The organism is Mycoplana sp. ABR4_002 (assembly GCF_056159645.1).
Genome location: NZ_JBSWVO010000001.1, coordinates 3,538,821 through 3,560,673, shown reverse-complemented (window position 1 = coordinate 3,560,673; position 21,853 = coordinate 3,538,821). Strand labels below are relative to the sequence as shown.

Here is a 21,853-nt window from a genome sequence, read left to right as displayed (position 1 = left end):
GAAACGGTGTGCTAGGGCAGATATCACGATGCGTAACAGAATGACCTTGGGTCCGCTTGTCGGGCTCGCGATCCTGAGCCTGATGATCGGCGGAGCGCTGCTGGCGCCATGGCTGGCGCCCTATGGCGAGAATGACATTGTTGGCGGCACTTGGGAGCCGATGTCCGCCCGGTATTGGCTCGGGACCGACCAACTGGGGCGCGATTTCCTGACGCGCCTGCTTTATGGCGCGCGAACCACCTTCTTCGTCGCCGGCCTTGCGACCCTGATTTCCTTCGGACTCGGGTCCTTCCTGGGTTTTGCGGCGGCGACACTGCGGGGCTGGACGGACCAGGGCCTGAGCCGGCTCAACGACCTGATGATGGCGGTGCCGACGCTGATCTTCGCGCTCGTCGTCCTGTCGGTGCTGGAGGTCAACCTGGTCAACCTCATCCTGGTGATGGCCGCTCTCGACAGCACCCGCGTCTTCCGCCTGAGCCGGTCCGTCGCGCTCGACGTCACCGTGAACGACTATGTCGAGTCGGCGCGCCTGCGCGGCGAGGGCACGGGCTGGGTCATCTTCGCGGAGGTGCTGCCCAATGCGCTCTCGCCGCTCCTGGCCGAGTTCGGCCTGCGTTTTGCGTTTGCCGTGCTTTTCCTGAGCAGCCTGAGCTTCCTGGGCCTGGGCATCCAGCCGCCTCACGCTGACTGGGGAAGCATGGTTCGCGAAAACAAGGAAGGCATCGCCTTTGGCGTCCCCGCGGCCTTGCTGCCGGCCGCCGCGGTGGCACTGTTGACGATCAGCGTCAACCTGGTCGTCGACGCGCTTGTGGACAGGACTTCCAGCCTCAAGGGAGGGCGTGACCTATGATTGGCCAGAACCGCGCAGGGTCGGGCATGCCCCAAGACAAGCCGGTGCTTGACGTGCGCAAGTTGCGGGTTGCCGTCACCACTTCTTCTCCTGAAGGCAGACCCGTCGACAAGATCATCGTCGACGACATCAGCTTCACGCTGAACAAGGGCAGGGTCCTCGGCTTGATCGGCGAGTCCGGAGCCGGGAAATCATCCCTCGGGCTTGCCAGCATGGCGTACGGCCGGGGCGGATGCCGCATCGTCGGCGGCGAAGTCTGGCTTGACGGGACAAACCTGGTGTCGAAGGGCGCAGCCGTGGTCCGCGCGAAGCGAGGCCGGCGGGTCACCTATGTGGCGCAATCGGCCGCCGCCGCCTTCAACCCGGCACTTCGCCTGGATGAGCAGATCATCGAGTCCGCCATCCATCACGGCGTCATGTCGCGCGCCGAAGCGCTGGAATATGCGGTCGACCTGTTTGCGGAACTGCAACTTCCAGATCCGAAGGGCTTCGGCCGGCGATATCCCCACCAGGTCTCGGGAGGGCAGTTGCAGCGCGCGATGACCGCGATGGCGCTGTGCCCGCGGCCCGATCTGATCGTATTTGACGAGCCGACGACGGCACTGGACGTGACCACGCAGCTTGAGGTGCTCGCAGCGATGCGCCGGGCCATTTCCGCCACCGGAACCGCTGCCCTCTACATCACTCACGACCTCGCCGTGGTGGCGCAGATTGCCCACGACATCATGGTGCTACGCCATGGCCGGATGGTGGAGTATGGCGAGGCAAGCGAGATCATCACCCGGCCGAAAGAACCGTACACCCGGGAGTTGGTGTCGACCCGGTCTCAAGCTCTTCCGGGGCGCGAGGATGGCGGGCAGGACAGCCTGTTGCGCATCGAGCAGGTCACCGCGGGCTACGGTCGCGGGCTGACGGTCCTCTCGGAGGTCTCGATGGACCTGCCGCGCGGACGCACGCTTGCCATTGTGGGGGAATCAGGATCGGGAAAATCGACGCTTGCCAGGCTCGTCGCCGGTCTCCTGCGGCCCCGGAGCGGCCGGGTCGTCTTCCGCGACGAACTGCTCCCTGCCGCCCTGTCTGACCGCAGCAAGGATACGCTCCGGCGCCTGCAGATGATCTACCAGATGGCGGATACGGCGATGAACCCTCGTCACACGGTACGTCGCATAATCGGGCGCCCGTTGAGCTTCTATTTCGGGATGAAGGGCCAGGCGCGCGAGCGACGGATCATTGAACTGCTGCGTCTGATCGAACTCGACGAGACCTATCTCGATCGATATCCCGGGGAATTGTCGGGCGGGCAGAAGCAACGAATCTGCATTGCGCGAGCACTTGCGGCCGAACCGGACCTGATCATCTGCGACGAGGTGACGTCGGCGCTGGATCCGTTGGTGGCGGACGGAATCCTGCGGCTGCTGAAACGCCTGCAGGCCGAAACCGACGTCTCCTACATGTTCATCACACACGATATCGACACCGTCCGCGCGATTGCCGACACCGTCGCGGTCATGCACAAGGGTCGCGTTGTCCGCTTCGGGCCGAAGGCGACGGTTCTGGCGCCGCCGCTCGATGACTATACCGGCCAGCTTCTTGCTTCGGTGCCGAAGCTGGAAATCGGATGGCTCGATGCGGTGCTTGCATCTCGGAGGGCTTCCGTGAAGCATGGGATGGAATCGCCGTAGCCGGCGGCCTTGCAGAGGAGATTGCAACCCTGAACGTCGACGCGATCCGTACGTTTCTTGAACTTTCGCGGCTGCGCAATTTCAGCCGCGTTGCCGAACAGATGCATCTGACGCAATCGACGGTCAGCGCCCGGATCAAGGTTCTGGAAGATCACCTCAATTGCAAGCTGTTCGAGCGGACCTCCAGCGGCGTCAGCCTGACCAGTGCGGGCAAGCGATTTCACCGCTATGCGGCGTCGATGCAGCAGCTTTGGCAACAGGGCCGGCAGGAGGTCAGGCTGCCGCCCGGCTTTTCGGGTTCGATCGGCGTCGGGGTGCACATGACCATGTGGCGCCGCTTCATGCCGGGTTGGCTGCTGTGGATGCGGGATCGGTACCCCCATCTGGCCCTCCATGTCGAAGCCGACTACTCCGAGCGACTGACCGACTACGTGACCCAGGGGATCCTGGACCTGGCGATAACCCACATGCCGCAGGTCCTGCCTGGCCTGGTGGTCGAGCCGTTCACGGTGGATCGCCTGGTGATGGTGTCGCGGGAGCCGATGGGCTTGGACGACTGCAAGAACGACGAGTACATCTACGTCGACTGGAGCTATGGCTATCGCGAGGAGCACATGGAGAAGCTCCCCGGTTTGCAGGCTTCCCCGTTCAACATCGGGTTTGGCGAGATTGCGCTGGAGTATCTGTTGCAGAGCAGGGGCTTTACCTATCTGCCGGCAACGATCGTCGCCGACTACGTCGAGAGCGGTCGACTGCATCTGGTCGCGGACGCGCCGTCGTTGCAAAGGCCGTCGTTCCTGGTCTATCCGGAGGTATCAACCAATCCAGAAAGCATGGCCCAAGCAATCGAGGGGTTGCGAGCGCAGCTTTGACCTCTGGCGGGTAAGGCCGGTACGTCGGGTGCGGACACCCTGAGAGGCTTCGCGGCAGCCGGCAGCCGGCAGCCGGCAGCCCGCTGCTGAACCCGGACGGTCGACAACCGGTGCCGCCGAGCCTAGATCTTGCACCTTCGTTCAACGGTCAATGGGCTGTCTCTCTCTCTCTCTCTCTCTCTCTCTGTCTCTGGCATTTGACGTATCCCAGCAGTTCGGCAGTCAGGGAGCAGAAGCGGTCTGTCGGCGCGAAGAGCAGGATGACCGTTCGTTCTTGCACCGAGCGTCGTTGCTGGCGGGTTAGATGGCTAGCCGGCTTGGCGCCTGTTGGCTTCGCCGCCGCCCAGCATGGGGGCCTCAGGCTGGCTACTCGGATGCCTTGCCACATTTGGCATCAATCAGTCTTGCCGCGATGGCTTTCGCCGTCAGGGCCGCCTCCGGCATGCCGCGAACATGGGCCGTGGCGATGGCGCCTTCCTTCAGGAGCGCCAACTCTTCCGCCAGGTCTCGTGGCGCATCCGCTCCGGCCTCGGCGCACAGGCCCTCGAGATGGTCGACGATGCGCTGCTTGTGTGCGGCGGCTGTCTGGTGGGCGGGATGCTGTTGCTCGCCGAACTCGCTGGCGGCGTTGATGAAGGCGCAGCCGTTGAAGCCGAGCGGCTTGAAGGCCTCGCCGTTGAACCAGCTCGCCAGCGCGTCGAACATGGCCAGTAGCTGCTTGCGCGGATCGGGCCCGGCCTTTTCCATCTCGCCCGCCAGCCAGGCACGGAACTGCTCGTCCCGGCGTTCCAGCACCGCCAGGATCAGATCGTCCTTCGAGGGGAAATGCTTGTAGAGCGTCATCTTGGCGACGCCCGCCGCGGCCAGGATCTTGTCGATACCCGTGGCGTTGAAGCCGCCGGTGTAGAAAAGCCGAAGGGCCGTATCGATGAGGTCGTCACGACGTGACTTCACTTTGTTGCTCCATTGGGCAGACAGTTCTGTCTAGTTAAGCCAGGATTTAACAATAGTTTCAACCACGTTCAAGAGCACGGATCGCTGATCATCGTTGCAGCTTGACAAATAGACAGACCGGTCTGTATATATTAGGCGACGCCGGAAGCGTCAGACCCCGATCCAACAGGAGACACGAAAATGGCCCGTATCAATCTGCCCGGCTCCATCGAGGCCGCCCCCACCGCTTCCCGCCCGCTGCTGGAGGCCGTTAACAAGATGTTCGGTTCGGTGCCGAACCTGTTCCGCCTCACCGCCAACAGCCCGGCCGCGCTTGAAGGCTACCTGGGCCTGAACGGTGCCCTTGCGAAGGGGAGCCTCCAGCCGCAGACCCGCGAGCGGATCGCCCTGGCAGTCGCCCAGATCAACGGCTGCGCCTATTGCCTGTCCGCCCACACCTATCTGGCGAAGAACCTGGCCAAGCTCGACGACACGGAAATCGCCGCCAACCGGGACGGCACGTCCTTGGACCCGAAAGCGGAGGCCGCCGTCCGCTTCGCCGTGAAGCTGGTTCACGCTCGCGGCCGAGTTTCCGCGGCCGACGTCACCGAAGTGAAGTTGGCGGGCTACAGCGAAGCCGAGGTCGTCGAGATCGTTGCCCATGTCGCGCTCAACACGCTGACCAACTACCTCAACGAGGCGTTCGAGACGCCGATCGACTTCCCGGTCGTCAGCGCGAACGCCGCCTGAGCCGATCGGAGCGCCGCGGAAGGTCAATCCCCCGGCCTTCCGCGGCCCGCAGAGACCCATCAAGGATGTGCCCCATGACCCGCCCGCCCCTTCCTCCGTTTGATGCCGACACCGCCGCCGACAAGGTCCGCAGGGCCGAAGATGCCTGGAACACCAGGGCACCGGAACAGGTTGCCCTCGCCTATACGACGGACAGCCGCTGGCGCAACCGCTCTCACTTCCTCACAGGGCGCGAGGAGATCGTGCGCTTTCTGACCGCCAAGTGGGCCCGCGAACAGGACTACCGCCTGATCAAGGAACTCTGGACGTTCCACGACAACCGGATCGCCGTGCGCTTTGCCTATGAATGGCACGATGCCACCGGCGCCTGGTTCCGCTCCTACGGCAATGAAAACTGGGAGTTTTCGCCGGACGGACTGATGCGCTTGCGCATCGCCTCCATCAACGACCTGCCTATCCGGGAAGCGGACCGGCTGTTCCACTGGCCGTCCGGGCCTCGCCCCCACGACCACCCCGGCCTTTCTGATCTCGGTCTCTGAGCCCGCCGAATCCGCCAGGCGGAGCGGATCCTCAAGGACAGGCGGCGGGGAATACCAATCCAGCACCCTGACCAGTGTTTGGCATCGAGTGGCCAGGCTACCGCGCAGGAGTGGAAAGAAATCCCACGCACTTTTGCGCCACCGGCTTCGGCAACCCGTTCGGGGTCAGGACCGCGTAGAGCTTGGGGCCGCGTTTGAACCAATTGTCGCGCAACGGGACGAGCTGGCCGCTGTCCAGATAGCGATCGGCAAATCCACGCCAGGCCAGCACCAGCCCTTCACCGCGTGTCGCCGCCTCCAGCGCGTAGATGTAGTTGTCGAACATCAGCTGCGGGGCGGGCGGTGCCGAGACGCCTTCGGAGGCGAACCAGTCGTCCCAGGTCGCCCAGCCGGAATTCTCCTTGGTGAGCGACAATCTTGGAATGTCGCTCCATTTGTCGGGCGACTGGCGGAGTATCCTCTCCTCTGCTGCGGCGAGGGCAGGCGCCGCGGCCGGGACGATCTCCTCGGTCACGATGGCGGCCGACGGTTGCCGCGGGCGCGAGCGGCGGTACTCGAACACGATGTCGGCCCCGGCGTCGATCATGGCCGGAATCGCGGTGTATTCGCAGGTCAGGATGCGCACGTGGGCGTCGCGCCCCAGCGCCCGCTTCAGGGCGCCGTAGCGCGGCATCAGCAACAGGTGCGAAACCTCGTGCGTGCAGGCGATGGTGAGGTCGTTGCGGCTGGCCGATGCGCGCGCGGCCGCGGCGCGCAGCTTCGACAGCGCCTCCGAAACCTCCTGCGCATAGGCCTGCCCGATCGGGGTCAGGACGATGCCGCGGCCGTTGCGGGTGACAAGGGTGGCGCCGAGCTCTTCCTCGAGCTGATGCAAATGGCGACTGACGGCCGCCTGGGAGGTGTTCAGCTCCTCGGCCGCCCGCGTCACGTTGCCCAGCCGGGCGACGCGCTCAAGCGCGGCCAAGGCGCGGATCGAGGGGAGCTTCTGAACCGGTGAACCCATATCAGAACTGATATCAAAATCGCTACAAATGGCAATGGATTCCAGCTCCCCGCGCCACGAAGATCACCTGGCTAGAGGGGGACCCCGGACGATTGCGCATCCGGCGCGGCCAGCGGCCTTAACGCCCGGTGCGCGCAAGACGCCGAAACCCCGGTCCTGACGCAGAAATGGGAGGTGCGCTTGCTGCGCCATGTTGTTGACGATCTATATCAGATTGGCGAAAGTGTTGCCGGTGACGACGGCTGGCACGAGGCGGTCCGCGTCTATGTCCTGCTCAACGACGGCTGTCCGTTGTTGTTCGATTCCGGCTCGCACATCCATCGCGGCCAGATCATGGATGAGTTGAAGGAACTGCTGGGCGATACCGCGCCGGGCTATGTCTTCCTGACGCACACCGAACTGCCGCACACCGGAAACATCAGCGCGATCCTCAAGACCTGGCCCGAGGCGAAGCTGGTGGTGTCCAGCGCCATCCTGCCCTATTGCGAACTGCCGTGGTGGGTGAAGAAGGAGCAGGTGCAGTTTGCCCATGCGGGGACGGAGAAGGCCTACGGGGGCCGCCACATCTCGTTCCTCGACGGCATCCTGAAGGACCAGCCCGGCACGCACTGGATGTTCGACGCGCGAACCGGCGCGTTGTTCACCGCCGATGCGTTCGGCTATTTCTTCCTGCAGGCGGACGGCCTGAAGTTCGACGACGAACTCGACGACGGAATTCCGGCGGAGTGGCTGCGACGCTACCACAGGAACGCGTTCCGCTTCCTGCCCCTGGTCGACCGGACCAAGGTGGTCAAAGACATCGCCAAGGTGTTCGGCAACAGGGACGTCCGCGTCATTGCCCCGACCCACGGCAACGCGATGCGCAGCAACGTCGCCCAGTGCGTCGAGCGGTTCAATCAAGCAATTCTGGAGATCCGCGAATGAATGTGAAGATCTATGGTCATGGGACCAGCCGGGTGGGCGTGCGCCAGATCACGCCGAAGATCTACTGGATCTGCCATTGCATCGGCGAGAATGCGGCGCAGTACAATGGCGGCTTTGCGGCCGAGTTCGCGCGCCTCAATCCCATGCTCGATCCCGAGGCGAGCGACATCATCTACAGCTCGTTCCTGTTCCTGGACGAGAAAACCTTCCTGATCGACACCCTGTCGCCGGGCCAGCACGACACCATGCTCGCAGCGCTGGACGACATTCTCGACGGGCGAAAGCTGGACTATGTCTGGATCAGCCATACGGAATTGCCGCATGCGGGGAACATCGAGGCGATCCGCCGCGCCCATCCCGAGCTGCAACTCCTCACCGTCGGCGGGCACGATCACTACGAGGTGCATGGGCTTGATGGCGCACGCCTGCTCAACTACGGCGACAAGCTGGAACTTGGCGAGCATGTGATCGAGATCATCGAACCCCTGTTCGTCGACCATGCGCTGACGCAGTGGCTCTATGAGCACAAGACCGGCTTCATGTGCCCGGTCGACTGGGGCCTGAATGTGCACAACCAGCACCAGTGCTTCCGCTTCATGGATGAGATGGAGGAGGTCGGCTATTCCGCCGAACGCTTCATGCACGAGGTCGCGACCACGAACCGCGTCGTGTTCTCGTGGCTGCGCTGGGCCGACCCGGACCAGACCGTCGCGGCGATCGACAAGTTCCTGGAGACCTATGACATCCGTATCTTCGCCCCGAGCCATACGAATGTCATTCGCACCGAGATTCCGAAGTACATGGCGGCGCTGCGCGAGGCGATGCGGATGGCGATCACGGGCAAGTATGAGCTCGTCTACTAGGCGGCGACAGCGCCGCCTCCTCACCCGCGCCGTCGGCCCGCAGCGGCGCAGGGGACAGGGGCCGGCGGCCGCGGCGAGATCATCCGCGTCGCGGCCGAGGTCGACGGGCGGTCGCATTTGCGCGCGCCCGGCGGTCTGAATTTTCTTAGTTACCGAACGCCCCGACGCTGGGCCAGCACTGTGGGCGATGGCGCGGCGGCTGTCGCGGTCGAGGCCGGTGGCAAGGCAAATCGACGGCCCCTGCGAAGAATGAGCCTTCATCGGGCAGGAACCCGCGGCACCCTTGCCCTGCACCAATGCCGCAAACTAGAGGGAACGAGAATGAGTAAACTGCTTGTATCGACTGGTCTCTTGATGGTTCTTTCCGGCGCGTCCGTGCCAGCGATTGCCGCCGATTGTGGCGACGTGACCCTTGCGGTCTACAACTTCCAGAGCGCGGAAGTTCTCACTTCGGTCGACAAGTTCATTCTGGAAAACGGCTACGGCTGCAACGTCGAGACGGTCTCCGGCGACACCATCCCGACCATGACGTCGATGATCGAAAAGGGACAGCCGGACGTATCGTCGGAGCAGTGGGTGGACCTTTTGCCGGAAGTGATTCCGCGCGCTCTCGAAGAGGGCAAGCTCGTCATGGCAGCGCCGGCCCTGACCGATGGCGGGGTCCAGGGATGGTGGATTCCAAAGTACCTGGCCGATGCCCACCCCGACATCAAGACGGTCGAGGACGCGCTTCAGCATCCGGAGCTGTTTCCCTACCCGGAAGATCCCGGCAAGGGCATGATCATCAATGGTCCGCAGGGCTGGGGCGCGACCGTCATCACCGCCCAGCTGTTCAAGGCCTACGCGGCGGACGACAAGGGCTTCATCCTGCTCGACCCGGGCTCCACCGGCGGGCTCGACGGAGCGATCGCCAAGGCCTACGAGCGCGGGGAGGGCTTCATCACCTACTACTGGGCACCGACGGCGATGCTCGGAAAATACGACATGGTGATGTTGCAGCCCACCGTGGCGCATGACGCCGCCGAATGGAAGCGCTGCAACACGGTGCCCGATTGTCCGGATCCCAAGGTCAATGCCTGGACGGTGGACAGGGTCCACACCGTCCTCGCCAAGGGCTTTGCCGACCGCACGAGCCCGGCCGTGGTCGCCTATTTCGACACCCGTGGCTGGAGCAACGACACCGTCGGCAAGCTGATGGCCTGGCAGACGGACAACCAGGCGACCGGGGAGGAAGGCGCCATCCACTTCCTCAAGGAGAACAAGGACATCTGGTCGAAGTGGGTCCCGGCGGACGTGGCCGAGAAGGTCGAAGCCGCGCTCTGAGGCGATCGGCGGCGCGCCTTCTACACGGCGCGCCCCTACCCAGGCCGCTGGCCCATCGCCAGCGGTTTCGGCAAGCGGCGGCGCGGGGCCACTGCCACCGTCCGCTCGCCAGGACGCGGCAGGGATCAGATTCGATCCAGGAAGTCGAGCACCCGCCCGGTGAGCCGTGCGGCCGCATCGGCGTCATGCGCCGGGAGCGAACTGTCGGCAAAGCAGTGCCGATCGCCGGGATAAAGGAACAGCTCCGCGCCCTCGACCTGCTCCACGAGCTCGCGGGCGGCGCCGAGGTCGCCCTCGCCGGCGAAGAACGGGTCGTTCTCCATGCCGTGAATCTGGACCGGCACGCCGTCCGGCCAGGGGCCGAACGCCCACTTGCCGGTGATCGGCAGGCAAGCGTCGAACAACAGGGCCCCGAGGGCTCCCGGCCGCGTCTGTGCCAGCTTCTGGGCCGGCAGCACGCCGAAGGAGAACCCGGCATAGACGAGCCCGGCAGGCATTTCGTCGGCGACCCGGACGCCAAGATCGCGCATGTCCTCGAACCCGATCTTGCCGATATAGGCAACGCCCTCATCGATGCTCTGGAACGTGCGTCCGTCGAACAGGTCCGGCGCGTGCACGCTGTGACCGGCGGCCCGCAAGACGTCGGCGAACGCGCGCACCCCCGGGGTCAGCCCCTGGGCATGGTGGAACAGCAGGACTTCGGCCATGCGGGGTCTCCGGCCCGGATGATCAGGGTTCGGGCAACCTACATCGCCGATGACCCGCCGGAAAGAGCGCGACGCGCTCGAGCCATGTCAGCGGCGGGGACGGGTATCCAGCTTCGGCCGACGATGTCTGCGCTCTTGCGCCGCCGCCCTGAGTCTCGTGCGCTGCGCTGCCAATGGGTCATCCGGCCGCCGTCTGGAAGGCCGTGCCGGCGACGGCGACCGGATCGGCACGCGACCCAGCGCCGGAAACCGGCCAGCTGGCGTCTGGCCGCGTCAGGACTGCGTTTCCGGCACGTGAACCACGAGCCCGTCGAGCCGGTCCGCAAGCACTATCTGGCACGCCAGCCGCGACGTGGCGCGAACCCCATCTGCGAAGTCGAGCATGTCCGCTTCGATAGCAGTTGGCGGCCCGACGCGGTCCAGCCACCGGGCGTCGATATAGACGTGGCACGTCGCGCAGGCGCAGGCCCCGCCACACTCGGCGATTATGCCCGGCACCGAGTTGCGGACGGCGTTCTCCATGACGGTCGAGCCGGTTTCGGCGGTGATTTCAAACGAGGTGCCGTCGTGGGCGATGATCGAGATGCTGGGCATGGCGTGTTACCGGGTTGAACAATCTTGGGTTTGGATTCCGGCCCCGGCGACTGCAGAGGGGCGGCTATTGCAGCAGCGCTTTCAGGTCCGTCCCGGGATCGCCGATCGCCGCCGCCGGCGGGGATTTGCCCGATTCGATCAGCCGCTTGGCGACCATGTAGACCCGGGGGTCGTTCATGGCGTCCACGGCGAGCAGTTCGCCGCCGCGATAATACCAGTAGGAGACGCTGTTCCCGGCGCCGGCCCGCGTGGCCACGGCGTCATATCCGAGCGACAGGCCGGCAATCTGCAGCTTGACGTCGTACTGATCCGACCAGAACCACGGCCTGGCCTCGTATGCGACCGCCTGGCCCATCAATGACCTTGCGGCCACGTCCGCCTGGTCGATTGCATTGCCCACGCTTTCGAGGCGGATGCGGCGAGAGCGCCAGGGAAACGAGGCACAGTCCCCGGCCGCAAGGATGGCCGGATCGGAGGTCCGGCATCTCTCGTCCACCGCGATGCCGTTGTCGATGGCAAGCCCTGCCGCCTGGGCCAGTTCGATGTTCGGGATCACGCCGATTCCGACGATCACGAAATCGACCGGCATCGTGCTGCCGTCCCCCAGCCGTGCCGAACGGACATGCCCGTCCTCGCCCACAAGCGCTTCCAGCGCAGCGCCCTCGCGGATGCTGACCCCCATTTCGGCGTGGAGGGCCCTGAAGTAGCTTGACGTCTCCTGGCAGGCTACCCGTTGCAGGATACGCGGCGCCGCCTCGATGAGCGTGACCTCCAGGCCGAGCTTGGCGGACACCGCCGCGGCCTCAAGGCCGATGTAGCCGCCGCCGACGATGAGCACGCGCTGGCCCGGGTGGAAACGCCGAGCCATGGTGTTGATGTCGGCCAGATTTCGAACGCAGAAGACGCCGTCAAGGTCGCCGCCGACCGCGGACGGCAATGCCCGCGGCCGCGCGCCGGTGGTCAGCACCAGGCGGTCGTAGGGGACGGTCGAACCATCCGCCAGCACGACCGTGCTGTTCTCGCGATCCAGACGCGATGCGACCTGGGACAGGCGCAGGTCGATGTCGCGCTCCTGATAGTAGCCCGGCGGGCGGAAGTAGAGACGATCGGCGGTGGTCTCGCCGAGGAGGTAGCCCTTGGACAGCGGCGGCCGCTGGTAGGGCGGATGGGCCTCCTCGCCGATCAGCGCGATGGGGCCAGGATGCCCGAGGTCGCGCAGTTTGGCGCAGGTGGTGAAGCCCGCCTGGCCGGCCCCGATCACCACGATGCGGGCAGTTGGATCGATTGCGTCACCACTCATGCAAGCCACCGTTGTCGTTTCAGTTCGAGCGAAGCGGCGCCATCGCCATCTGGATGCTCGCGATCAGCGCGTCGCGGTGCGCGGACAGCGCCGCCTGCGACTGGCCGTTGGCCTCCTCCGTCACGCCTGCGACGAGCGTTTCCGCAACCGCGGGATCGAGGTGAAGGACCCCGAGGTCGTCCCACCAGCGGTTGAAGCTGTCGCTGTAGCGTTCGCAGAAGGCGGCAAGGCCGCCCTCGCCGGCGCCGAGGTGGAAGAGCATGGTCGGCCCCATCGCGGCCCAGCGCAGGCCGGGTCCGGCCCACATGGCCTTGTCGACGTCCTCGACGCTCGCGACGCCGGATGTCACGAGGTGGATGGCCTCGCGCCAGACCGCGGCCTGGAGCCGGTTCGCGACATGGCCGGGCACCTCGCGGTTGACGCGGATGGTGATCTTGCCCACCGCGTCGTAGAACCGCTCCGCCGCTTCGACGACGCCGTCGGCGGTACGCTCGTTGCCCATGACCTCGACCAGCGGAATCAGATGGGGCGGATTGAACGGGTGGCCGAGCACGAATCGGCCGGGATCCTGCCAGCCCTTTTGCATCTCGCCAAGCGTGAGGCCGGAGGCCGAGGTCGCGACGACGGCACCGGCGCTGAGCGACGGCTCGATTTCGGCGTACAGCGCGTGCTTGATCGCGATTCGCTCGGGGACATTCTCCTGCACGAAGGTCGCGCCCTCGACCGCTTCGGCGGCCGAGCCGCAGAAACGCACCCGGTCGGGGCTTCCGCCCTTGACGAGACCGAGGTTCTCGAGGGTCGGCCAGGCGCGGGCGATGTAGTCCCGAACGTTCTTTTCTGCGGTCGGCGAAATGTCGTGCACCGCAACATCCCGGCCGGAAGCGAGGAAGAGCGCCGTCCAGCTGGCGCCGATCACGCCGGCGCCCAGTACTGCAGTCTGTTTGAACTCGGTCATCAGAATAATCCAGGTTGGAGAGGGGAGGCGACCGTCAGTCCGCCATCGATGGTGATGCACTGGCCGGTGACGAAGGCGCTCTCATCGGAGACGAGCCAGGAGACGACCCTGGCGATGTCGTCCGGCTGGCCGAACCGGCGGGCCGGATGCCGGGCCAGGGCGTCGTTCCGGGCCTTTTCCGGATCGCCTGCGAGGGCAAAGCCGCTGTCGGCCATTTCGGTCATGATCCATCCGGGGCTGACAGCGTTGCACCGCACCTTCGGGCCGTGATCGACGGCAATCGACCGCGTCAGGCTGTGAACGAAGCCCTTGGACGCATTGTAGATGGCCATGGAAGGGTCGGCGACCATGCCGGAGATTGAGCCGAGGTTGACGATGTTGCCGCCGCGCTCGGCCATCCTCGGCAGCGCCTCGCGGCACATGTTGAAGACGCCCCTGCAGTTGACGCCGATGAGCCGGTCCCAATCGGCGTCGTCCGTGTCGGGCACGGTCTTTTCGATCTGAATGCCCGCATTGTTGACGAGAACGGCGAGTTCGCCGTGCGCCGCCGCGGATGCGACGATCCGCCTTGCGTCCTCCGGTCGCGCGACATCGCCGGTGACCCAGGCGATGTCAGGGTCGAGGTCGGACGGGCGGTCGCCGCGCCCGCAGGTCACGACGACGACGCCGTCCCGCCGCAGGCGGTCGGCGATGGCGCGGCCGATCCCCCGGCTGCCGCCGGTTACGATGGCGACCTTGTTGCTGGGCTGGGTCATGGTCTTGGGCTCCAATCAGGCATGGGAAATCATCACGTGGCGCACGGAGGTATAGGCATCGAGCGCATGGATGGACATGTCACAGCCCGTGCCCGAGCCCTTCATCGCGGCCCAGGGCATTTCCGGCGTGGCCACGCCATGCGTGTTCACCCAGGTGAAGCCGTAGCGCAGGCGGCTCGTCACCTCCATCGCCCTGCCGACGTTGCGCGTCCACACCGAGGAGGCGAGCCCGTAGCGTCCGGCATTGGCGACCGCCAGCGCCTCATCGGCCTGCGAGAAGCGCGAGACCGTGACCACCGGTCCGAACACCTCGTCGGTCGCGATCTCCGCGTCATGGTCGACGTTGGCGATGACGGTCGGCTTGTAGAAGAAGCCCGGGCCCTCCTTGCGCTCGCCGCCAACGACGATCTCGCAGGTCTTGCGGGCACGCTCGACGAAGCCGGCCACGCGGTCTGCCTGGATGGCCGAGACGACCGGTCCCATCTGGGTGCCCTCCGCTTTCTGCGCGCCCATGCGGATATCGCCGACCTCGCGCGCGATGGCCGCGACAAGCGCGTCATAGATGCCGTCCTGGGCGATGATCCGGCAGGGCTGGGCGCAGTCCTGGCCCGCGTTGAAGAAGCTGCCGTAGCGGATCGTCTGGGCCAGGGCGTCCACGTCCGCATCGTCGAACGCGACCACCGGCGCCTTGCCCCCCAGTTCGAGGTGGACGTGCCTGATCTGCCGGGAGGCCGCCCGCATCGCGGCCATGCCGGTCGCCGGCGATCCGGTGACGGCGATGCCCTCGATCTGCGGCGCGTTCATCAACCTGTCGCCGATCGAGGCGCCCCGGCCGTGCACGACGTTGAGAACGCCCCTGGGCAGGATGTCGGCGAAGAGTTCGGCCATCCGCAGCGTCGAAAGCGGCGTGATCTCCGAAGGCTTCAGGACGATCGTGCAGCCGGCCGCGATGGCCGCGGCGATCTTCCAGGCGGCCATCATCAGCGGGTAGTTCCACGGCGTGATGGCGGCCACCGGGCCGATGGCCTCGCGCCGGATCATGCTGGTGTGGCCAGTGACATATTCCCCGGCAACCGGGCCCGTCACCGTGCGCGCGACGCCGGCGAAGAAGCGGAACGTGTCGATGGTGAGCGGCATCTCGTCGTCATGCGCCGACGGCCATGGCTTGCCGACGTCGAGGCTCTCGAGTTCGGCCAGTTCATGGCTGTGCCGGTCAAGCACATCGGCCATTTTCAAGAGCATCGACGCGCGCTCGGCGGGCGTCGTCCGGGAGAACCGGTCGAAGGCGGCGGCCGCAGCGGCGACGGCGGCATCGACCTGCTCCTCCGTCGCTTCCCGGATCGCCGCGATCTCGCGCCCGGTGGCGGGATCGAGGACCGAGAGGGGCTCGCCGCGACCGGCGACGAGGGCACCGTTGATCAAGAGTTCCGTCTGCATCAGAACGCCACCTTGTCGCCGCCCTTGAGACCCAGCCGCGAACGCGCCTCATCGGCGGTCGCGACCTGGAGGCCCAGGTTTTCGATGATCGACCGGATCTTGCGCACCTGCTGCGCACTCGATGTGGCCTTCTCGCCGGGCCCAATGTAGAGGCTGTCCTCCATTCCGACCCGGAGGTTGCCGCCAAGAAGCGCGGACTGGGTCGTGAACGGCATCTGATGGCGGCCGGCCGCAAGGACGGACCATTCGTAGTCATCGCCGAAGAGCTTGTTGGCGATGGTGTGCATGTGCATGAGGTTGTCGAGGTCGGGGCCAACGCCACCCAGAATCCCGAACACCATCTGCACGAAGAACGGCGGCTTCACCCAGCCCTGATCGACGAGCCACGCCAGATTGTAGAGGTGGCCAAGATCGTAGCACTCGAATTCGAACTTCGTTCCGTGCCCTTCACCGAGCTCCTTCACCGTGTACTCGATGTCGGCGAACGTGTTGCGGAAGATGAAGTCGCGGGTCATGTCGAGGAATTCCGGCTCCCACGCATGCTTCCAGTTGGAATACTTCTGCATCATCGGGAATATGCCGAAGTTCATGGAGCCGACGTTCAGCGAAGCCATCTCCGGGCTGGCCCTGGTCGCCGCCCGCAGGCGCTCCTCGCGCGTCATTCCCAGCCCGCCGCCGGTGGAGACATTGAGGACCGCGTCGCAGGACTGCTTGATCCTCGGCAGGAACTCCATGAACAGGTCGGGGCTGGGATCCGGCTTGCCATTCTCGGGATTGCGCGCGTGGAGATGGATGATCGCCGCCCCGGCCGCGGCCGCCTCGATGCTTGCCTCGGCGATCTGCGAGGGGGTGATGGGGAGGTGTTCCGACATGGTCGGCGTGTGAATACCCCCGGTCGGCGCACAGGTGATGATGACGGATTTCGACATGTCGGTGCCTCGATTGTCGGACCGGGCCCGGGGGCCTTCGTCCAATGCCCATGATTGTTGTTCGCGCGTGCCGGCCGCGGGGAGGGGCCGGAAGGGCCCGCCTGCGGCCGGTGCCGCCCTGCGGTTCCGCAGGGCGAAGGCCTGTCGGGACAGCGGGGCGTCAGGTCCTGCCAGTCAGCTCGCCTTGGCGTAGGCGTCGAGAACCAGGCCGTGGAAATGATGCACGGCATGCTCGGACTGGCCGGAGCCGTCGGGGTCGTTGACAATGCGGCCCTGGGTGAATGCCGGCGTGCTCATGCCCTTCTGGACGCTCTCGACGATCGCGATATCCTCGGCCTGGAGCACGGTATCGAGATACTTGATCGTCTGGAGCTCCATCTCGTTCGGCTCCGGCGTCTCCAGGTAGAAATCGTAGGTCTCGAGCGTACGGTCGGGGCCCGCCGGGATGATGTTGAGCACGATCATGGAAGAGCGGCCCGGATAGCGCATCAGGCAGGTGTTCGGCCAAAGCCACCAGACGGCGTGGGTGGTAACGGTCGCGTTCGAGACGTCGTAGGCGCTGTTGCTGTTCTTGCCGGCATCTGCCATGTGGCTGGAGTAGATCCCGTGCGTGGTCACCTTGTAGCTGTCCATGTCGACGAGCGTGCAGAAGTCCTTGTGCGCGGTCGGGCAGTGGTAGCACTCCAGGAAGTTGTCGACGACGTTCTTCCAGTTCGACTTGATGTCGTAAGTCAGCCGGTGGCCGAAGGTCAGCTTGTCGATATCGGGAGCCCAATGGCGGATTTCCGTCTCGAGATCGCCCGTCATCGAGCTCAGCGAGGCCGCATTCGGATCCAGGTTGACATAGATGAAGCCGCAGAACTCCTCGACCTGCACCTGGTCGAGACAGATCTCCTTCGTGTCGAACTCCTCGAGCGTTTCGGTGTGCGGGGCCCGCACCAGCTGGCCGTCGAGGCGGTAGACCCAGGCATGGTAGGGGCACATGATCCGGTTGGACTTGCCCTCGCCCTGGAGAAGCGCATGCGCCCGGTGCTTGCACACGTTGTAGAAGGCGCGCAGGACGCCATCCCGATCGCGGACGACGGCAATCGGCTGGCCGGCGATTTCCGCCGTCATGTAGGACCCCGGCTCACGAACCTTCTCGACGTGGCATACCCATTGCCAGGTCTTGGCGATGATCTCCTGCAGATCGACGGCAAACCAGCGCGGATCGACATAGGCATTCGAATTTAACGACAGCGAGCGCGAGGCATTCGGCGAATAGCCCTTCTGAATGGCCGCAAACTCGTCCTTCGACGGAAGCAAGGTCATGGTGGCGTCTCTCCCAGCTCAGAGGCAACTCGTTTGTCGCCGTTCACGATGGCCAAGCTTCCTACCAACCGATGGCCACTTCTATGCGCCGTGCGCCATTGGTTTAGCTTTTTTCGCCGTGGCCGGTTCGGTCCATCAGTTGCCGTCGAATTTCCGATGCATGGGCCAGGCGCGAAACTCGAAGGGAATCCTGCCATCGACGCGGTCGGTCCGCGGCGACAGCCCGAACCGCCCGCGGTAAGCCCGGCTGAAATGGACCTGGCTTGCGAACCCCGACGCGATCGCGATCTCGGACATCGGCATGTCCGTCTGCGTGACGAGGCCACGTGCCCGGTCCAGCCGGATGTCGCGATAGTAGATGGCGGGCGATTTCCCGACATAGCGGAGGAAAAGACGGTTCAACTGGCGATGGGAGATCTTCACCCGGTCGGCGATCTCGGGGATCGACAATGCATTTTCGAGGTGCTGCTCCATCACGACAATCGCCTGGCGGATCGTTGCCGGGACATGTGTGCCAAGCGGCTCGGCATTGGCCGGGTTCTGCGAGGTGCCGGCCGGTCGCAGCGCCGGGTGGAAGATGTAGCGCGCCGACGCACTGGCGAGGGCGTCGCCGCGGGTCGCCCTGATGATGTGCAGGGCGATGTCGGACGACGCGATTCCCCCGGAACAGGTGAAACGCTTTTCGTCCTTGACGAAGATGTCCTCGGACACATCGAGGTCGCCATGCAGTTCCTTGAGGGCGTCGATATGCTCGTAGTGTACGGTCGCGCGATGGCCACGCAGCAGACCCGCATCGGCGACGATGAAGGCGCCGGTGTCGAGGGCGCCGATGACGCTGCCGGCGCGCGCCCATTTTCTCAGTGCCGCAAGAAGCTGGGGTGTCCTTCCCGTCTCGGGAGTCCAGCTGGCGGACATGACGACGATGTCGAACTGGTCGTTCTGCAGGTCCGCAAGCTTCTGGGTCTCGACGACAAGGCCGTTGCTCGCCTGACAGGGGCCGCCGGCGACCGACGCCAGGTGCCAGCGGAAGTGTGTGGCGCCCTCCAGATAGTTTGCCGCCCTGAAGGGGTCGATGAAGGCGGTCGTCGCGGCCAGATTGAAATTCGGCGTGACGAGGATGACGATCTGCATCGCGTTCTGACCCATAGGCAGTTTGGTCCAGATATGTAAACTTGATGGCGTCAAATGCTAAAAGGCGATTTTCCATTGTGCAACACTTCACCGGCAACAAGGACAGTTGGGATACGGTTTTGCGCAATGTCTTCACGATCGGTTTCACGACCTGCCGGCCGGCAGCGGCGGCCAGGATCCGAACGGACTCGGCCAGCCGGCCGACCGTCGCAACCCGGCATCGCCGGCAGATGCCTGAGGCTTGCAAGGTCTGCCGGCGGCCAGGCGACCGGCGGCGGGGTCCAAACATAGAGCGGGATGAAATCGCATGAACATGGTCAGCACCGAAGCACGCGTATTCGCCTTCTATCTTGTGCCGGACTTCACGATGCTGGCCTTCTCCTCCGCGGTGGAGGCCTTGCGGCTGGCAAACGCGGCCATTGGCCACGAGGCCTATGCCTGGCGGGTGGTGTCTTCCGATGGCGCCGCGGTCCGCGCAAGCTGTGGCCTTTCGGTCGAAGCCGACAGCTCGGTCGCCGCCGAACGCCAGCACCTCAACACGCACCTGCGCCCGGGCGTGACCGTCGTGTGTGGCGGCAATCAGATCGAGCGCGCCGTTGACCGTGCGGCCGATGCATGGCTGCGCGAATGCCGCAACCGCGGCGTCGCCGTCGCAAGCTTGTGCACGGGGGCCCACGTGTTGGCCCGCGCCGGGCTGCTCGAGGGAAAGACCTGCGCCATCCACTGGGAAAACTACCCAAGCTTCGTGGAGCGCTTCCGGGCGACGAATGTCAGCACCAGGATCTACGAGGTCGACGACAAGATCCTGACCTGCGCCGGGGGCGCTGCTGCGTTCGACATGATGCTGCATATCGTCGGTCGTGAGTTCGACGAACGCGTCATCGGCCGTGTCTGCGAAATCGCCCTGATCGACCGCGTGCGCGATCCCGGCGAGCGGCAACGCCTGCCATTCGCCCAACGGGTTGGGGCGCAGGATCCCACCGTGATGGCGCTGGTCGAGAAGATGGAGCAGAGCCTGACCGAACCGATGCAGATCGAGGAGCTGACCGCTTCCATCGGCCTCTCGCGCCGCCATATCGAACGGCTGTTCCGCAAGCAGTTGGGCTGCTCGCCGGCGCGCTACTATCTGAAGCTTCGCCTCGAACGGGCACAACTGCTGCTGTCCCGGACAATGATACCGGTCATCGAGGTCGCCATTGCCTGCGGCTTCGTTTCCGCCTCGCATTTTTCGAAATGCTACCGCGAACTGTTCGGCTGTTCGCCTCAGGAAACCCGGGGCAGCAGGATCAGAGAACCGGCACAGCGTCCCGGTCCGTGCCCGGCGGCCGCATGACACGTTTCGACCCCGCGAACTGGCCGAAACAGGCCAGCGCGGCGGCATGGATGGCTAGCAGGCGCAGTCCGGCGCGCTGGCGCCGATTTTTCGTCCCAATCCGCATCCGATCTGTCCGCGCGCGACGTCTGACAGTATCCGCAGCGCCGCGGACGGTTGTTAACCGCGTAGGTTAACCAGGTCTAAAGATTAACCAAAACCATCCCGGATCGATGTTCTACACTCTGTCGTGTCGATGGGGCCTCAGGACTGCATTCCGGCAGGGGCTTGGGGTGTAATACGGTCCAATGCGGATCGAATTGTAGGCGGTTTCCGACCGGATGACGGCAATTCTTCCGGTTGACCTGTCGGGGCCGGTTGATCCCGGCAACGCCACAGCACTCGGTCCCCTTTACGGCACCCCGGCCGGTGGGCTGAAGAGGAGAGTAGACATGGCAAGGGCCGTCGAGTTCGGGCAACGCAGACTGCGGTTGAAGCCGAGGATCAGATCGGTCGGACCATCCAGACTGCTGCTGTGGCCGTGGCTCGCCGGCATCCTGCTGATCGCCGTCGGCTATGGCTGGTCGCCCCTGGCGCCGAGCGATGACGTCGTCGCGTCGTTCTCCACCTGCAGCGGTGCGGTTCGCACCAGTTGTGTCGTCGATGGGAACTCGTTCTGGCTGAAGGGCGCGAAGTATCGGGTAGCCGACATCGATACGCCGGATGTTCGCGACCCGAAATGCAGCCGGGAGCGGGAACTCGGAGAACAGGCGAAGCACAGGCTGCTGGTACTGCTCAACGACGGTCCGTTCGCCCTGTCGCGCGCGCTGCGCGACGAGGACAAGTACGGCCGCAAGGTCCGCACGGTGTATCGTGACGGCAAGTCGCTCGGCGAGACGCTGATCGAGGAGGGGCTCGCCCACCGCTGGATCGGCCACAAGCAGACCTGGTGTGGCTGACAACAGCGGTCTTCGCCCTATGCCTCCGCTGCAGCAGGGCGGATCTTACACCCGATCCCGATCCCAATCCCGATCGCCGCGCGCAAAGGGCCCGCGTCCGGCCCTGAACGGGGATCTGGAAGCGCAGCGGGCGGCAAGAACGATCCACGGCGCGGGGCGGGGCGAGCCGGTGATCCGCCGACGCATCGGTTCGTGCCGTCGTCCATCACGGTCATTGGCCGCCGGCCGACTAGATATCGATCCGCAGCCCCACCTTGATGCGGTCCATGGCGACGAAGGTGCGGAAGCGCTTGACGTTGTTGTTGCCGAAGAACAGGCGGCGGGTGAGGGCTTCGTAGTCGGCCATCGAGGGCAGGACGATGACGAGGACGAAATCGGCTTCACCGGTAACGTAGTAGCACTGCTGGATCTGCGGTTCGGCCGCGAACTCGCGCTTGGCCTGCTCGATCTGCGCCGCCGTCTCGCTGATGACCTCCACCTCGACGAAGATGGTGATCGCCTGGCCGACCGCCGCGGGGTCGATCACGGCGACATTGGCGGCGATCACGCCATCCTCCGTCATGCGCTTGATGCGTCGCTGCACCGCTGGCGCCGAGAGACCGACAGCCTCGCCGATCGTCCTTTGCGGCGTGGTGTTGTCCCGCTGCAGGATGTCGAGGATCTTGCGGTCGAAGGCGTCAAGCCGCGAGGGTAAGGGGGCCGGCAGGGCGTGCTCCACGAAACA

22 protein-coding genes are annotated in these 21,853 nt (G+C 65.1%); 10 read left to right on the top strand and 12 right to left on the bottom strand.

Features of this window, described 5'->3' with window-relative positions:
- The first annotated feature begins 40 nt into the window (after positions 1-40).
- Genes ACXAGF_RS16885 through ACXAGF_RS16875 form a run of 3 tightly spaced genes read left to right on the top strand, consistent with a single transcriptional unit; the run spans position 41 to position 3,404 of the window.
- The gene (locus tag ACXAGF_RS16885; protein WP_475018536.1) at positions 41-850 is read left to right on the top strand and encodes an ABC transporter permease; all 810 of its coding nucleotides are present in this window, start codon (positions 41-43) and stop codon (positions 848-850) included.
- Between the two features lie 26 nt (positions 851-876).
- The gene (locus ACXAGF_RS16880) at positions 877-2,532 is read left to right on the top strand and encodes an ABC transporter ATP-binding protein (protein WP_475018535.1); all 1,656 of its coding nucleotides are present in this window, start codon (positions 877-879) and stop codon (positions 2,530-2,532) included.
- Positions 2,469-3,404 carry a LysR family transcriptional regulator gene (locus tag ACXAGF_RS16875; protein WP_475018534.1) on the top strand — a complete coding sequence of 312 codons (936 nt, stop codon included), beginning with the start codon at positions 2,469-2,471 and terminating at the stop codon, positions 3,402-3,404. Before ACXAGF_RS16880 ends, ACXAGF_RS16875 begins: the two co-directional genes overlap by 64 nt.
- A gap of 366 nt (positions 3,405-3,770) precedes the next feature.
- Here the strand turns inward: ACXAGF_RS16875 and ACXAGF_RS16870 are convergent, their stop codons facing one another.
- The gene (locus tag ACXAGF_RS16870; protein ID WP_475018533.1) at positions 3,771-4,358 is read right to left on the bottom strand and encodes a TetR/AcrR family transcriptional regulator; all 588 of its coding nucleotides are present in this window, start codon (positions 4,356-4,358) and stop codon (positions 3,771-3,773) included.
- Positions 4,359-4,538: 180 nt separating this feature from the next.
- Between ACXAGF_RS16870 and ACXAGF_RS16865 the strand changes: the two genes are divergently transcribed.
- A complete protein-coding gene (locus ACXAGF_RS16865; protein ID WP_475018532.1) occupies positions 4,539-5,087 on the top strand; it encodes a carboxymuconolactone decarboxylase family protein in 549 nt (182 codons plus the stop codon).
- A 74-nt stretch (positions 5,088-5,161) separates the two neighbouring features.
- Positions 5,162-5,626 (top strand): nuclear transport factor 2 family protein, encoded by a 465-nt coding sequence (locus ACXAGF_RS16860; RefSeq protein WP_475018531.1) that lies wholly within the window; start codon positions 5,162-5,164, stop codon positions 5,624-5,626.
- Positions 5,627-5,723: 97 nt separating this feature from the next.
- On the opposite strand, the gene ACXAGF_RS16855 is transcribed toward ACXAGF_RS16860, so the two are convergent.
- Positions 5,724-6,629, bottom strand: a complete 906-nt coding sequence (locus ACXAGF_RS16855; protein ID WP_475018530.1) for a LysR family transcriptional regulator — start codon at positions 6,627-6,629, stop codon at positions 5,724-5,726.
- A gap of 180 nt (positions 6,630-6,809) precedes the next feature.
- Between ACXAGF_RS16855 and ACXAGF_RS16850 the strand changes: the two genes are divergently transcribed.
- The 3 genes from ACXAGF_RS16850 to ACXAGF_RS16840 all read left to right on the top strand — a co-directional run bounded on the left by ACXAGF_RS16850 (position 6,810) and on the right by ACXAGF_RS16840 (position 9,739).
- The gene (locus ACXAGF_RS16850; RefSeq protein ID WP_475018529.1) at positions 6,810-7,553 is read left to right on the top strand and encodes an oxygen-binding di-iron domain-containing protein; all 744 of its coding nucleotides are present in this window, start codon (positions 6,810-6,812) and stop codon (positions 7,551-7,553) included.
- On the top strand, positions 7,550-8,416 hold the full coding sequence (locus ACXAGF_RS16845) for an MBL fold metallo-hydrolase (RefSeq protein ID WP_475018528.1): 867 nt from the start codon (positions 7,550-7,552) through the stop codon (positions 8,414-8,416). The genes ACXAGF_RS16850 and ACXAGF_RS16845 overlap by 4 nt, the downstream gene beginning before the upstream one ends.
- A gap of 321 nt (positions 8,417-8,737) precedes the next feature.
- The gene (locus ACXAGF_RS16840; RefSeq protein WP_475018527.1) at positions 8,738-9,739 is read left to right on the top strand and encodes an ABC transporter substrate-binding protein; all 1,002 of its coding nucleotides are present in this window, start codon (positions 8,738-8,740) and stop codon (positions 9,737-9,739) included.
- Positions 9,740-9,864: 125 nt separating this feature from the next.
- Here the strand turns inward: ACXAGF_RS16840 and ACXAGF_RS16835 are convergent, their stop codons facing one another.
- The 9 genes from ACXAGF_RS16835 to ACXAGF_RS16795 form a co-directional block, all read right to left on the bottom strand.
- Positions 9,865-10,446: a dienelactone hydrolase family protein gene (locus ACXAGF_RS16835; RefSeq protein WP_475018526.1), complete on the bottom strand. Its 582-nt coding sequence runs from the start codon at positions 10,444-10,446 to the stop codon at positions 9,865-9,867.
- A 273-nt stretch (positions 10,447-10,719) separates the two neighbouring features.
- Positions 10,720-11,040 carry a 2Fe-2S iron-sulfur cluster-binding protein gene (locus ACXAGF_RS16830; protein ID WP_475018525.1) on the bottom strand — a complete coding sequence of 107 codons (321 nt, stop codon included), beginning with the start codon at positions 11,038-11,040 and terminating at the stop codon, positions 10,720-10,722.
- A gap of 64 nt (positions 11,041-11,104) precedes the next feature.
- Positions 11,105-12,340, bottom strand: a complete 1,236-nt coding sequence (locus tag ACXAGF_RS16825; protein WP_475018524.1) for an NAD(P)/FAD-dependent oxidoreductase — start codon at positions 12,338-12,340, stop codon at positions 11,105-11,107.
- 19 nt (positions 12,341-12,359) lie between these two features.
- Complete coding sequence (locus ACXAGF_RS16820) at positions 12,360-13,295, bottom strand: 3-hydroxyacyl-CoA dehydrogenase NAD-binding domain-containing protein (protein ID WP_475018523.1); 936 nt, start codon at positions 13,293-13,295, stop codon at positions 12,360-12,362.
- Positions 13,295-14,050, bottom strand: a complete 756-nt coding sequence (locus ACXAGF_RS16815) for an SDR family NAD(P)-dependent oxidoreductase (RefSeq protein ID WP_475018522.1) — start codon at positions 14,048-14,050, stop codon at positions 13,295-13,297. The genes ACXAGF_RS16820 and ACXAGF_RS16815 overlap by 1 nt, the downstream gene beginning before the upstream one ends.
- Before the next feature lie 15 nt (positions 14,051-14,065).
- Complete coding sequence (locus tag ACXAGF_RS16810; RefSeq protein ID WP_475018521.1) at positions 14,066-15,487, bottom strand: aminobutyraldehyde dehydrogenase; 1,422 nt, start codon at positions 15,485-15,487, stop codon at positions 14,066-14,068.
- Positions 15,487-16,416 (bottom strand): 3,5-dioxohexanoate:acetyl-CoA acetone transferase, encoded by a 930-nt coding sequence (gene kce, locus ACXAGF_RS16805; protein ID WP_475018520.1) that lies wholly within the window; start codon positions 16,414-16,416, stop codon positions 15,487-15,489. Before kce ends, ACXAGF_RS16810 begins: the two co-directional genes overlap by 1 nt.
- Positions 16,417-16,590: 174 nt before the next feature.
- The gene (locus ACXAGF_RS16800; protein WP_475018519.1) at positions 16,591-17,727 is read right to left on the bottom strand and encodes an aromatic ring-hydroxylating oxygenase subunit alpha; all 1,137 of its coding nucleotides are present in this window, start codon (positions 17,725-17,727) and stop codon (positions 16,591-16,593) included.
- Positions 17,728-17,862: 135 nt separating this feature from the next.
- Positions 17,863-18,873: a GlxA family transcriptional regulator gene (locus tag ACXAGF_RS16795; RefSeq protein ID WP_475018518.1), complete on the bottom strand. Its 1,011-nt coding sequence runs from the start codon at positions 18,871-18,873 to the stop codon at positions 17,863-17,865.
- A gap of 292 nt (positions 18,874-19,165) precedes the next feature.
- Here ACXAGF_RS16795 and ACXAGF_RS16790 point away from each other — a divergent pair, with 292 nt between their 5' ends.
- Complete coding sequence (locus tag ACXAGF_RS16790) at positions 19,166-20,191, top strand: GlxA family transcriptional regulator (protein ID WP_475018517.1); 1,026 nt, start codon at positions 19,166-19,168, stop codon at positions 20,189-20,191.
- 431 nt (positions 20,192-20,622) lie between these two features.
- The gene (locus ACXAGF_RS16785; protein WP_475018516.1) at positions 20,623-21,129 is read left to right on the top strand and encodes a thermonuclease family protein; all 507 of its coding nucleotides are present in this window, start codon (positions 20,623-20,625) and stop codon (positions 21,127-21,129) included.
- A gap of 229 nt (positions 21,130-21,358) precedes the next feature.
- On the opposite strand, the gene ACXAGF_RS16780 is transcribed toward ACXAGF_RS16785, so the two are convergent.
- Positions 21,359-21,835 (bottom strand): Lrp/AsnC family transcriptional regulator, encoded by a 477-nt coding sequence (locus ACXAGF_RS16780; RefSeq protein WP_475019331.1) that lies wholly within the window; start codon positions 21,833-21,835, stop codon positions 21,359-21,361.
- Positions 21,836-21,853: the final 18 nt, after the last annotated feature.